We start from the raw sequence: 13,306 nt of genomic DNA, 5'->3' as shown, positions 1-13,306 counted from the left end.
AAAACGGCACCTGATTATAAATTGTGCGCAGCTTGTTCCCGAACAGCTTAATCATCCTGATCGCTGTTTGCTGAAAGAGAGCGGTAAAACGCGCGCGCGGGATTAGGCTCGTCAGGTCTGAACCCTGGCTCTGAATAATTTTAATTTTTATATTTTAACCGAGGAAAGGTAATGAACAACATACGCATCGGCATTCGACTGGGTGCCGCTTTTGGCTTTATTCTGCTTCTTCTTATCGGTATTGCGCTGGCCGGTTTAATTCGTATCGACTCCCTGGGCGACACCGTGGATAAACTGGCTGGCGATCGTTTTGATAAAGCGACCGCTGCCAGTAACCTGCGCTTTTACGTTACGGATATGAGTCGTATGGTCCGCAGTATCGCACTGGTCGATGACCCGGCTCAAAAAGAAAGACTGAAACAAAACTATGAGCAGTCCCGCGCCCGGCTTGAAACGGCGTTTAATAAAGTCGATCAGATACTTCATGCGCCCAGAAGCCGTGAGCTCATCGCCGTGATGAAACGGGCCGGTACGCAGTATCTTGCCTACTCTGAACAGGCGGTAAAACTGGGCATGGAAGGTAAGCGGGATGAGGTAACGCGGCTGCTCACCGGACCCGCTTATGAGGCGCAGGACGAATACACAAAGGCTATCACAGACCTTGCGACCTTTCAGGGCCAGCAGATGAAGACCGCCGGTGCCAAAGCAGCGGCAGAGCAGCGCAGCGCTCAGGTTGTTCTTGTCTCCCTCAGCGTGGCGGCTATTGTGCTGGCAGCAACCCTGGCCTGGTTTATTACCCGCAGCATTGTCAGGCCCGTGAACATCGCGCTGCAGGCCGCAGAGCGCATTGCTGACGGCGACCTGACCGCAGAAGTGCCGGTCAAAGGACGTGACGAAACCGGAAAACTCCTTATAGCGATTCGTGGGATGCAGCATTCACTGGTGCAAACCGTCAGCGCTGTCCGGGCGAACGCGGAGAGTGTTGCCGCCGCGAGCCTGCAGATAGCTCAGGGAAACACCGATCTGTCACAGCGCACTGAAGAACAGGCCAGCGCGCTGGAACAGACCGCCGCCACAATGGGTGAACTGGGCGTCACGGTCAGGAATAACGCAGACAATGCCAGCCAGGCCGCGATGCTGGCGGTAACGGTGCGTGACGTTGCCCGCCAGGGTAATGACATCACCACAGATATCACCGGTACCATGAAGGGAATTGGTGAGAGCTCAGGACGCATTGCGGATATCACGTCAGTGATTGACAGCATTGCTTTCCAGACCAATATTCTGGCGCTTAATGCCGCTGTCGAAGCCGCGCGGGCAGGCGAGCAAGGGCGTGGCTTTGCCGTGGTGGCAGGTGAGGTCCGTTCGCTGGCGCAACGCAGTGCAACAGCGGCAGGGGAGATTCGTCAGCTCATCGAAGCCAACGCACAGCGCGTCAGCGAAGGGACTTCACTGGTGGCGCGTTCTGCTGACACCATGTCTGCCGTGGTTTCGTCGGTCGGTCAGCTGACTGACAGGGTGGAGGAAATCACCGCCGCCACCGCAGAACAGGCTCGCGGAATTGAACAGGTCAGCATTGCCGTGACGGAAATTGATGATGTGACGCAGCAGAATGCTTCCCTGGTGGAAGAGTCCGCTTCAGCGGCAGCAAGTCTGCGCGAACAGGCCGATATATTGCTGCAGTCCGTCTCTGTTTTTACGCTGTCAGAGCCGTTATCGCCCGTCGCTCAAACCGCACTGGTTGAAGCGCCGGTCACGGTTTCCGCCTCAACGACAACGCCTCACTCCAGCCGACCAGCCGGGAAAGATGCGGAAGAAAACTGGACAACATTCTGAAACCGCCCCCGGATTTGAGGGGGCTGATTTGAGCCAGAAGCGGATAACGTTGCGACCGTCTTGCATGCATTATTTTGTGACAGGTAGAAATACCTGTCGCTCTTTTTTCTCTGACTAAATTTTTACAAAATTGTGTCACTGTTTTAGGCCACCGGCGCCGATACTCATCTGTAAAGCAGGATCATCTCCGAACAGGTCGGTGAACTTTTCAAGGACAGCCGCATGAAATCCGTAACCAATGACCAACTGGGGGCCGCCGTGGCCAGAACGTCTCTTTGCGCAATATACCTGCTGTCTTCAACCGGAGAAGTCATGAGCTGGAATCTGGGGTGCCGCGAGATTAAGGGCTGGGACAGCCGTGATATCAGAGGGCAACATATTTCGGTTTTCTATGATGAAGATGAACAGGCCAGGAACATACCTGAGGCAAACCTGAGAGAGGCCCGCGAGCATGGCAAGTTTACAGGCGAAGGCTGGCGGCTGCGGAAAAACGGCAGCGCATTTCGTGCATCCGTAGAAATTGAATTCCTTAATCCCTCCGATCAGGAACATGCGGCATTTATTAAAATCGTGCGCGACGTCACGCATGATTATCAGGAAAGGGCGGCATTACGCATCGCTCAACAGGTTATCCTGAAAAGAGAAACGGAGTTGTCAGACGCCAATAAGGTGCTTGACGCGGTTTTCTGTCACACGCCCTGTGCGCTTATCCTGTGTGACGCAAAATCCGGCGACATTATACGCGCCAACCCGACTGCCAGAAATTTGCCCTGTTTGCAGGAACTGGTGCTGAGCGGTAACACGCAAACCTCGCTTCACGCGGATCTGCCAGACGATCTGGCGGGTGTGTTCAGGCAAGCCTTTACGCTTCTTCCCGATGAAGGTTTCAGCGAAACGGTCTCGTCGACGGCGACAGAGCCGGCCTTTTCACTCCGCATCACGGCTGAAAGGCTTAATTCGGGCGGGGGAGAAGACTATCTCCTGTATACCATTCTGGACGTCACTGCGGAGTTTCAGGCTGCGGCAAGGGCGAATCACCTTGCCCTTCATGACCCACTGACAGGGCTCCTTAACCGGCGGGGCCTGATGCCCGAGCTGGAGACGCTTCTTAGCGGTGACAGCCCCTTTGCCGTCATGGTGTCCGACATCGATCGTTTCAAAAGTATCAATGACGTGCTGGGACATCCTACCGGAGATGCACTGCTTATTGAGGTTTCCGCGCGGCTGCAATCCGTCCTGCGCCCTGAAGATATACTGGCCCGTACAGGCGGCGACGAGTTTGTTGCCGTCCTGCCAGGTATCAACTCAGCCTCTGAAGCCAGCGAAACGGCATCACGCCTTACGGCCGTATTGCAGGAGCCGTTCATGCTGAAGGGCCGGAAAGTTACGTCGGGTTGCAGCTTCGGCGTCTGCCTCTTTCCCGGCTATGCACGGGATGCTGAAAGTATGTTATCGGCGGCGGATATTGCCCTGTATGCGGCCAAGTCAGCCGGACGTAACGGCTGGGTCATCTTTACCGATGAGCTTGCCCGCTCTGCGGCAGAGCGCTTCAGCCTGGAAAACGACCTGCGTGGGGCACTGGAAAACGGTGAGCTACAGCTATTTTATCAGCCTGTTGTCTGCAGCGTCAGTGAAGAGATTGTGGCTTATGAAGCCCTGCTGCGCTGGCATCATCCTGTGAGAGGAAGTGTGCCGCCAGATATTTTCATTCCTCTTGCTGAAAAAACCGGACTTATCCATGATATCGGTGCCTTCGCGCTTGCGCGCGCCTGTACGGATATGGCGGGCTGGTCAGGACAGGAGCGGATAGCCGTAAACATTTCCCCCCGACAGTTCAGGGACCCGCAACTGTCTGACAGGGTGAAAAACGTTCTCATCCATAGTGGGCTACATCCCAACAGGCTCGAACTGGAAATTACCGAATCGGCCTTGTTCGACAACCCGGATTTCAGTTACGAAGTGATACGGAAGTTTCGGGAGACAGGCATTAATGTCGTTCTGGATGATTTTGGCACGGGGTTTTCTTCACTGAGCCACCTCAGTTCCGGGCTTTTCAGCAGAATTAAGATAGACAGGTCATTCATCAGCGATCTGCACCAGGATGCCGGGGCGGCAGCCATCGTCAGTGCTGTTCTTTCACTGTGCCGTCAACTGAACGTAGAAGTCACTGCAGAGGGTGTGGAAACGTTGGCTCAGGCGGCCTGGCTCAGGACATATGAATGTCCTTTAATGCAAGGGTATCTTTTTGGCAGGCCGGGACCGTACTGGATCCAGACGTAAACGCGTTACCGTCCTGAAAAGCTGAATAAGAGGTTGCCCGGGCGGCATGACAAAGGTTCACCGGACAACCTGTTTAGTTGATGGCTGGCACAGAGCCTTACATTGACGCGTCCTGGGCGGACTTCAGGTGCTGCTCGACAACCGGAGTATGGGCGTCTGCCAGCGCCTTCACATCGGGATCTTTTATCTTTTTCGCGTCACTTTCCAGCGTCGACAACACCATCTTGTGGTCTTTGACGCCGGCATTTTCCATATACATCTTGTCAAAAGCCTTGCCGCTCTGTTTTTCCAGTTTAGTTGCCATGGCTTTATGTTTAGCATCAGGCGCGGTCGGCAGCGTAACCCCTTTTTGCTGAGCGACGGTCTGCACTTTGGTCAAGGCACTGGTGTGATCATCGATCATCTTCTGCGCGAAGGCTTTGGTTTCGCTGCTTTCAGCCTTACTCAGCGCGATTTTAGCGGCAGCGATTTCATTGATATTTGCCTGCGCCATGTCTTTGATTGCTTTTTCGTCACCGGAACTAAGCTTTGTCCCTGTTTGTCCAGCTGTGGTGCTCTGCGCCGCGCTCGTTGGCGTCTGCGCCTGCACGCTCACGCTGCTGAACATCGCGACGGCAGCTGAAACGGCCAGCAGGCCAGTTAACATCTTACTCTTTTTCATTTCGTTCTCCTGAAGCTTACAGGGAGGCTGACGACAGGGAATTTTCTGTGTACAGCCATGTAGGGAGATAACAAGTGCACTGGTCAGTATAGTGGAGTTTCGGATTTATCCAGCAATTTTTTTTATGTTTTAGGCGGTTGCAGAGAAGCGGAGCTGATATCTTTTTTCTTTTTGTTGTGTATTTAAGCCAAGCGAGACGTTGGATTAAGCCCCCTTTGTACAGCATGGTGACATCCTGGTGACCTGGAAGGCGAAGTGGTTAATATAAATTTAATTAAAGTTTTTTTAGCTGGGAAACGCCCCGGTGATGTTTTCTCGCCGGCTGCATTTTTGCCATAAAGCGTTAAAAGCGGCAGCGCGGTAAGCGGGACGTGATGCTGATTGTGTGCTGCCCGTTCTTAACGGGAAACGATAAAACCTCCAGGAGTCAGCCTGTTTTCGCGTTGACCCCGTAAAGGAAAGAGGCGATAAAGTCAGCACCTTTCTACGGGAAGGGCACAGGCTGCTGTCCTCCAGACTCAGGATGCATTTAAAGCCGGTCAGCAGCTTATCAACGTCAAAAACACGTTCCCGCATGGGGAGAATAGAATCAAATCCCGCCTCTGGTTGTGACCGTAAACCCGGTGTGAGCGGGGCCCATTAAGCCAGCGGCAGGCACACAAATGAAAACCCACCCTGTGCGCGATGCAGGCGCGGGGCGACAGTTTTTTCAGCACAATAAGATCTGACAGAATAGTGTCATTTCCTGACGGGCTGGGGGGGTAAGACGATGTCTTATATGATGCTGCACTTTCTGGATGCGCAAAAGACACTCACCGCACACAGTGACTGGATTAAGGACTGCCTGACGGCGACGCACAGACGTGCGGATAGCCTTATGTCTCTCCCGGCGCTGGATGTGGTGGTTAAAACGGGAAACAGAGTTGTTCCGGAAAAAGGGCATAGCGGATTTTGCCCCGAACCCGGGATCGTGTATGTGACGGTTGATCCTGACAATCCTGCATTCTGCCAAAATGCGGCACAATCGCTTGAACGGATGTTCGCGCATGAACTTCATCATGCCGCGCGGTGGGCAGGTCCCGGCTATGGCACCACCTTGGGCGAAGCGTGTGTTTCTGAAGGGCTGGCCGGGCATTTCGTGCTTGAGCTTTTTGGCGGAGAACCTGAACTGTGGGAATGCATCAACGCCGAACTGATTCACGCTTATCTGCCACAACTGCATCAGGACTGGCTGTGCACCGATTACGATCACAGCAAGTGGTTTTATGGCGCCGGCGATATGCCGCGCTGGCTGGGCTATACCCTGGGTTTTAATCTGGTGGCCAGCTATCTTGCTGCCAGGCCGGAACGTCGGGCTTCGCAGCTGGCCCATACAGAAGCCGATGCGTTCAGCGTCTTTATTTAGCATAACGCCGACATATGTATTGGTCTGTGTTCTGCCGCTGAGGGGGCGGGGCCACAATGAGCCCGTCTTTATAAAGCACACGCCTTTATCTGGCTAAATCCTGCCGCTTTTTATCAGGCGGTGTGAAGCCTGCGGAGCAGGGGAATCTGCCCGTTTACGCGCCCTCGTTTAGCGTTTCGCTTATCCCAATAAGATATTGCATGCGTATTGAACAGGGCTGATGAGTGTTTTATGCTCGGGGGAAACCATGGAAGAAGTGAGGCTTTATGGACGAGCATTCAGTCGGACGCTTTCTGGCGTCTTTGTTAGCCGAATACAATATGAGCGTAGAACAGCTCTGCCGCCGTTCCGGGCTGCAGATGCATGAGGCCCGGTTCCTCCTGCGCGGCACGCTGACTGTTACGCCAGCCGTGGCTGAAAAACTCGGTCGGGCGTTTTATTCCCCTGGCTTCTGGCTGGTTCGTCAGGCGATGTCTGAGCTTAATAAACTCAGTCGGGAGACTTAAAAAACAGGGCAGCATAGCCCCAAAAGCCGGGCTGGCTCGTCTGCATCACAATGCCTGCCTGGCGGAGGAGGGTCAGCATATGGCGTAAAGGAATATTCAGTTGACAGGCTCTTCGCCCGACCAACACGAAAGTGCCGTTGAAAAGGGGATTCACAGCCGAAATCAGCACCTGATTCAGGCAAAAAAAGCCCGCCTGAAAAACGCGGCGGGCCATGCCCTGTTGCATGCAGGCTGAAGGCAATCGCGCGGCACCCCTGAGCGTCCGCGCCATCGTTTATCCCTGTCGGTCTTTCCCGTCTTTCGCCTGCTGTGCGGCGCAGGCCATGAAATTTTCAATGATTTCTACGGCATAACTGATCGCCATCAGATCTGCCGTCAGCCGCACATCCGTGCGCAGCAACGTTTCGGTGACGCCGGGCCGACTCAGCAGGGGCTTTATGTCCTGAACCCGACGTATCAGATGCGCCCAGTTATTGGCAAAGGTGTCCATACTGGCGTAGCCACCGTGCCTGAGCTGAATAAAAATGACATCAATATCGGCCTTCAGCGCACTTATCTTCGCGATGTTAAGCGGATCGTTCTCTGGCGCATCAGGCTGCGGATGGGGCTCAGACACGGAACGCCTCCACCATGCCGCGCAGGGCATGCGCCTGTTCAGAAAGCGAACGCGAGGCCGTAGAAGACTCTTCAACCAGCGCGGCGTTGCTCTGCGTCACACCGTCCATCTGGCTCACCGCCACGCTGATCTGCGAAATACCCTGCATCTGCTCTGAAGAGGCCAGAGAGATGTTATCCATCGCCTCCGCGAGTTCGCCGACCATTCCCACAATTTTCAAAATGCTTTGTCCGGTGGAAGAGGCCACGTTCACGCCGCTTTCTACCTGTGTTACGGCCTGTTCAATCAGGATTTTAATATCCCGCGCGGCCGTGGCGCTGCGCTGTGCCAGCGTGCGTACTTCGCCTGCAACTACCGCGAAACCGCGCCCTTCCTCACCCGCGCGCGCCGCTTCTACTGCGGCATTGAGGGCCAGGATATTAGTTTGAAAGGCGATGCTCTCGATCACCGAGGTAATATCACGCACTTTGGTGGCGCTGACCGAAATGTCATGCATGGTATGTGTCATGCGTTGCATATCAGATTCCCCCTCGCGCGCCAGTTTCGCCGTCCCCCGTGCCGCGTCGGCTGTCTGCTGCGCACCCGCCGAGTTGCTCTTCACCGTTGCGGTGAGTTGCTCCATGCTGGCGGCGGTTTCCTGCAGGGCGGCGGCCTGTTGCTCGGTGCGGGATGAGAGTTCGGTGTTACCCTGGTCAATCTCATCAGCCGCCAGAGAAACGGAAGCCGATGCATCCTTGATCTGCGAGACCAGCCCGCGCAGGTTAGCCTGCATACTGTCGAGCGAGGCCAGCAGGCTGGTGGTATCATTACGACGAAGCACGACAGGCGAGGTCAGGTCGCCAGCCGCAATGGTCGCAGCCAGTGCCTGGGCCTGGGCGGGCTCACCGCCCAGTTGACGCATGAGGATGCGGATCACCACGACGCAGGCACCCACGCCCACCAGCACCGAAGCCCCGGCGAGCAGCAAAAGAAAAAGGGTATCACGGGCGGTAGCCGCGCTGTTTTGCTGCACCTCGGCCAGACTGGTTTTCTGCTGAATGTTAGTGACGATCAGCAGATCTTTCAGCATTTTATCCTGGACAGGTTGTACCTCTTTTGTCAGGCACTCGAAAAATTCTTTATCACGGTTGGCCAGCCCAAGCTGACTGGCTTTGGCGAAGATGCTGAAGAACTCGCTCTCGGTGTCGGTCAGTCTTTTAAAGGCCGCGCGACCCGGCGGAAGCGAGTCAATCTGCAACAGATCGCCCAGCGCCTGACGATTGGCAATGAAGTCAGCTTTATTTTTTTCCATCTGCGCAGCGACGGGTTTCATAGCAACCGGATCGCTAAGCAGGCCAAGCGTTCTGACATCAATAGCCATCTCCCTTAATTCCCCCAGCATATCCTGCGCAAGCTGATATTTTTTCATCTTGATATTCACGACGATATCCATGCTTGCCCGGGCTTTATGAAGGGCATTGAGCGCCGTGCCTGTGCAGATAATAAACAGAAGGATAAGCAGGCCGAAACCTGCAGTCAGACGGGTTGAAATTTTCATTTTGTTCTCGTTATAAAAGTGAATTTTGCTGTGTATCTTTCCCCGGCAACATTTAATGATGCCTGTCAAAGCGATTAAATTATAATTCGCCTTGACAATTTCGTATGTTTCCTGGTTATACCGTTCCTAAACAGATCTCAGATAAGGGGGGCAGAATAACGGGATGGCCTTGGAACGACGGAATGCGCCATCCTGACATCCCTGTTACGGCTCGTATTCAGCCCGCCTCGCGTTGTCGCCAGGTATCTCAGCTAGCGTGTTATGAAGTGAAGCATTGAGCTTGACATGATAACCGCTACAGATTTATATAGGAAATGATCATTTCCTAACTCTAGGCACTGACAGAAGCGGGCGAACAGGACGGCTCTGTGGCGGCAACGGCGAATGAAACCGCTGCGGCAGAGAGCTTTCTGGCGCTTCACCAGGGAATGCGAGGAGTAGGTAAAGCATCAATACGCACGATACCGATCTATCGGCCGGACGCTGAAAATACTGGCGTACATCCAACGCTCGCGACGAGGTGTTCTTCCGACTGGAAGCCGGCTTCGATCCCGTATTCTGCGGACCTGACAGCGTACTGCCGAGCCGTTTCCCGACGTTGAGTCCGTTGCTGACCGGGTTAATGAACGTGTTCAGGTCACACGAAATGAACAGGTCGATAATGCTGGCCGCTCAGGAAGCTGCGTACGAAAACGGGGCGGTTATCACGATTGTGCGGGCGACTGCCGGTCAGGTTGGTTCACCAAAAAATGGCACAAGTCCGCCCGTCGGGTTTGTTTTCATTCATGCACCTGTCGGTTGCCGACGAGTGATCGTATGACAAGAGGAACAGGTTATGTCTGCTTCTGTGATCCCTGATGCGCCCGACGGTTTTCGTCACTGCTTTGCACGTGTGGAAGGGTTGCGTTTTCATTATGTCACCGGTGGCCGACCAGATGGCTTTCCGCTGGTGTTGCTGGCCGGTTTCCCTGAAAGCTGGTTTGCCTTGCGAAAGGTTATGCCCAGTCTGATGGCGCACTTTCGCATTGTGGCCGTCGATTTACCCGGCCAGGGCGATACCGATAAACCGCTTGCGGGCTACGATACTCAAACGGTTGCCAGCCGACTGCACGCCTTCGTCGCATCGTTAGCATTAGGCCGGTATTTTCTGGCTGGACACGACGTCGGTGCCTGGGTCGCCTTTACTTATGCGATGCTTTACGGCGAGGAGATCCGGGCGCTGACCCTGATGGACGCCGGTATTCCCGGCATATCGCTGCCGGATACGTTGCCTACTGATTCCCGTCAATCCTGGAAGACCTGGCACTTCGCCTTCAATGCCGTCGCGGATCTTCCCGAAGCCTTACTGACGGGGCGTGAGCGCATTTATCTGGAATGGTTCTTTCGGGAGAAAGCGGCCGACCACCGTTGTTACGGCGAGACGGAAATTAACGAATATGAACGCTTGCTCAAAGCCCCTGGTGGATTGCGCGCAGGACTGGCGTTTTACCGCGCCCTGTCACAGTCAGCGGCACAGAATGCTGCGCTTGCACAGCAAACACGCCTGACGATGCCGGTACTGGGGCTGTCAGCCGATCAGGGCTCTATTGCGGATATGGCCGCCACCCTGAAAGCGTATGGGGACGATATTCACAGCCAGCGGCTGGCGGATTGCGGCCATTTTCAGCCGGAGGAGCAACCTGAAGCGACGGCCAGGGCACTGATTCAGTTTTTTGGACATTATGCCCATTAATGCTGACTCCTGCATACAACGTCCTGGCGCAAGCAGAAGGGGAATTCTGTTACGGAAGTCCCTGATCCTGTCTGTAACGAGGAGCGGGGAATTCGCTGTCACTTTCTTTTTATTAAGGAAGTGACTGATAACGCCACGAGAAGAGTGATAAATATGACCGTGTTTCGTCATCAATGGCGTATATGAAGACGCTGAGCAACATCAAAACACGCGCTGTTATTTCAAAAAGAAACCTGTTTAAGACATGATGTAATTCTTTTCGCGTCGATAACGTGCCTGATTTTGTCCGATGCTTATTACGCGATTACTCAATACCGCCTTTATTCTCATCTGTAGCAGGGAGTCATGCTACTTCTGGTGCCACCCTGATGAACGTCATCACTGCTGGTAATATGTATGCAGGCTCGCCTCAGAGCGCGGGATTAACGCATACAGGGTATCTTATATGTACACACTTTACGGAAGCGCACGTTCGGGCGCCGCCGCGATTGAGATGGCGCTCAGATTGGCCGGGGCGGAATACACAACGGTTGAGGCGAGTTCATGGCACAAAGACAGTGGGTTTGAAACCTTAAAGCGGTTGAATCCGCTGGTCCAGATCCCCACGCTCATCCTGCCTGACGGGGCCGTGCTGACTGAAAGTGCAGCCATCATGATTTATCTTGGTATGGCCTGTCCTGATGCCGGCATCCTTTCAACTGACGCCAACGTTCGTGCTCAGCAATTACGAGGGCTGGTGTATATAAGTGCAAACTGTTATGCCGCCATCGGCATCATTGATTACCCGGAAAGATGGCTGGACACAGGCTCGCCGGATCAGCGTAAGCAGCTGGCCGAGGGGGCGGTCAAAAAACTCTATGAGCAGTGGGACATGTTCAGCGATCTCTTTTTTGACACGCGCGCATGGCAGCCTGCTAACCCCGGCGCGCTTGAAATGCTGGCCTGTGTCGTGAGCCGCTGGAGCAATGCGCGTGCGCATCTCAGCCGCACCAGACCCGCTTTCTGTGCTTCGCTGGAAGAGGCAGAAACACATCCTGTCATCAAGGCTGTTGTGCGCCGTCACTGGGGAACCTGACCGCGATGGAGACAGCGTTTTCTCCGCCTTTTCAGGTCTGATAACGCGCCGCTCATCGCACTAACTGAATACTGTCATAGACGAAGCCTGGGCTCAGAAATCCTGTGCCTTTTTGCCCCGAGGCCACATTGATATCCAGTGTGTTAATTCCTGCCTGCAGGGCGGAAGCCGGCAGGACAAAAGTAAAAAGCGCATTATTGCCCCGGAAAGTGCCGCGGGTGATCCCCCGACTCGCAGGCTGGCCAGAAGCCGGCGGAATCGGCGCGGTCCAGCGTTGATTGACGCTGACCTGAGGGCGTCCTCCAGACTGCGCCAGAGTAATAAAAATCCGTAAGGTTAAATCATGCACATCGTGACGGGACAGCATGAAACGGATGCGGGTTGGCGAGTTAATATCCCGCCACTGCGCGGCAGGAAAGTCGCTTTCTGATGCGGTTCCCACAAGGTAATCAGCGGCTGTCCAGGGCGACATACGCCGATCGGACGGGTGAGCGGACATCAGCAAACGGGCGTTACGAAACCCCTACGGAGTCCCATCCGGTGAACCCGTCTGCCAAATAACCTGACCCGGTAAGGTCTGTGCGGCTAATGCAATCTGAGTTTGTCTGCCGGCCTGGATTTCTGCTGTACGTTGCGCGACTTCCCGTTCCTTATCGTACAGCGTTATCTGATAGTGCCCCTGACGCACGCCCGTCAGTGTAAAACGCCCCTGACTGTCCACGCGCGTCCAGTATTCGGCGCTGGCGTTTCGCAGGCCGACAACGGCGGCAGGGCGATCGCTCATTCCTGTCACCACACCTGACAGCGTGCCGCGTTCAGTCTGATCGACAAACCCTTTCAGCCCCAGTGACGCATGAATAAATCCCACATCGGTTAACGTGGCGGAGGGCTTCTCTCCGGTCGTAAACAACAGCCCATAGATACCATGCAACCCCGGTCGAAACGGTTCTGTCTGGGTATGACTGGAATACATATAGTTGTACAGCTCGTGTGTCATCTGCGTTTTTTGCGTCGCGATGTCCTTAAAGAACGGGCCACCTGAACTGAGCTCATGATTGCCCGTCAGCATAAAGACCGCTACGCCCGGACCGTGGACGCCGTGCAGATCGTCATCAATCATGGGACGGGCAGAGTAAAACTTGGAACTGGTCCGTCCGTCAGGCAACAAAAAGACGTCGTTGCCTTCAATCGCTTTTCCGACGTTTGAATCGTTGCCCCAGTCGGCCTTTGGGAATTTTTTGACATCCAGACGCGTCACGAAACGCAGTTCCCCGACCGGCAGAAGCGCGGGCGCGTAGGTCGCCATATACAGGGCATTACGGCCTTTTTTGGCGAGGTAGTAGTGGATAAGTTCCCCCGCCTGCGCACTGATGACAATGACATCGCCTGCCGTTTTCACTGCAACCTGCGCGTGCCCCAGTCCGGAGGCGACTTGTGAGGCCTTGTGCTCTGGTGATGCCAGCTCACTGCCATGAAACCGCATTGATGTCAGATCACCGTTGCGGTCATCGATGCTAAACACCAGATCGGCACCGGTATCCACCACCAGAGTGTTGCCGGAGTGTGTCATGCCGAAGGCACTGGCAACGCCCAGCCTGCTGAACAGACAGAAGACAAAAATGCGCAACAATAAACGTGCCATCGGGGAAACCCTCACA

Annotated in this window: 12 protein-coding genes; 6 read left to right on the top strand and 6 right to left on the bottom strand. The window is 54.6% G+C overall.

The window, feature by feature from the left end; translation table 11 throughout:
- Positions 1–171 precede the first annotated feature (171 nt).
- Both C1N59_RS10560 and C1N59_RS10555 read left to right on the top strand, forming a co-directional pair.
- Complete coding sequence (locus C1N59_RS10560) at positions 172–1,836, top strand: methyl-accepting chemotaxis protein (RefSeq protein WP_033741411.1); 1,665 nt, start codon at positions 172–174, stop codon at positions 1,834–1,836.
- Positions 1,837–2,058: 222 nt separating this feature from the next.
- The gene (locus C1N59_RS10555; RefSeq protein ID WP_394549453.1) at positions 2,059–4,116 is read left to right on the top strand and encodes a putative bifunctional diguanylate cyclase/phosphodiesterase; all 2,058 of its coding nucleotides are present in this window, start codon (positions 2,059–2,061) and stop codon (positions 4,114–4,116) included.
- Positions 4,117–4,213: 97 nt separating this feature from the next.
- Here C1N59_RS10555 and C1N59_RS10550 read toward each other — a convergent pair whose 3' ends face one another.
- Entirely contained in the window at positions 4,214–4,777 is a 564-nt protein-coding gene (locus C1N59_RS10550) for a DUF4142 domain-containing protein (protein WP_033741414.1), read from the bottom strand.
- Between the two features lie 769 nt (positions 4,778–5,546).
- Here C1N59_RS10550 and C1N59_RS10545 point away from each other — a divergent pair.
- On the top strand, positions 5,547–6,182 hold the full coding sequence (locus C1N59_RS10545) for a DUF2268 domain-containing putative Zn-dependent protease (RefSeq protein WP_054633792.1): 636 nt from the start codon (positions 5,547–5,549) through the stop codon (positions 6,180–6,182).
- A 266-nt stretch (positions 6,183–6,448) separates the two neighbouring features.
- A complete protein-coding gene (locus tag C1N59_RS10540; RefSeq protein ID WP_033741417.1) occupies positions 6,449–6,688 on the top strand; it encodes an XRE family transcriptional regulator in 240 nt (79 codons plus the stop codon).
- Here the strand turns inward: C1N59_RS10540 and C1N59_RS10535 are convergent.
- From C1N59_RS10535 to C1N59_RS10525, 3 genes are read right to left on the bottom strand one after another with little or no spacing between them, the layout of a single operon-like run.
- Positions 6,672–6,959, bottom strand: coding sequence for a hypothetical protein (locus tag C1N59_RS10535; protein WP_394549451.1), 288 nt, complete (start codon positions 6,957–6,959; stop codon positions 6,672–6,674). The genes C1N59_RS10540 and C1N59_RS10535 overlap by 17 nt on opposite strands.
- A 3-nt stretch (positions 6,960–6,962) precedes the next feature.
- Entirely contained in the window at positions 6,963–7,304 is a 342-nt protein-coding gene (locus C1N59_RS10530; RefSeq protein WP_235318765.1) for a hypothetical protein, read from the bottom strand.
- Positions 7,297–8,841 (bottom strand): methyl-accepting chemotaxis protein, encoded by a 1,545-nt coding sequence (locus C1N59_RS10525; RefSeq protein ID WP_394549449.1) that lies wholly within the window; start codon positions 8,839–8,841, stop codon positions 7,297–7,299. The genes C1N59_RS10530 and C1N59_RS10525 overlap by 8 nt, the downstream gene beginning before the upstream one ends.
- An 835-nt stretch (positions 8,842–9,676) precedes the next feature.
- Here C1N59_RS10525 and C1N59_RS10520 point away from each other — a divergent pair.
- Both C1N59_RS10520 and C1N59_RS10515 read left to right on the top strand, forming a co-directional pair.
- A complete protein-coding gene (locus C1N59_RS10520; RefSeq protein ID WP_394549448.1) occupies positions 9,677–10,573 on the top strand; it encodes an alpha/beta fold hydrolase in 897 nt (298 codons plus the stop codon).
- 445 nt (positions 10,574–11,018) lie between these two features.
- Complete coding sequence (locus C1N59_RS10515; RefSeq protein WP_394549446.1) at positions 11,019–11,648, top strand: glutathione S-transferase family protein; 630 nt, start codon at positions 11,019–11,021, stop codon at positions 11,646–11,648.
- Between the two features lie 52 nt (positions 11,649–11,700).
- Here the strand turns inward: C1N59_RS10515 and C1N59_RS10510 are convergent, their stop codons facing one another.
- Both C1N59_RS10510 and C1N59_RS10505 read right to left on the bottom strand, forming a co-directional pair.
- Entirely contained in the window at positions 11,701–12,120 is a 420-nt protein-coding gene (locus C1N59_RS10510) for a polysaccharide lyase family protein (protein ID WP_394549445.1), read from the bottom strand.
- A 51-nt stretch (positions 12,121–12,171) separates the two neighbouring features.
- Positions 12,172–13,290 (bottom strand): rhamnogalacturonan lyase B N-terminal domain-containing protein, encoded by a 1,119-nt coding sequence (locus C1N59_RS10505; RefSeq protein ID WP_394549444.1) that lies wholly within the window; start codon positions 13,288–13,290, stop codon positions 12,172–12,174.
- Between the last annotated feature and the right edge of the window lie 16 nt (positions 13,291–13,306).

Source organism: Pantoea sp. SGAir0183 (genome assembly GCF_043545505.1).
This window is presented reverse-complemented; position numbering and strand designations above follow the sequence as displayed.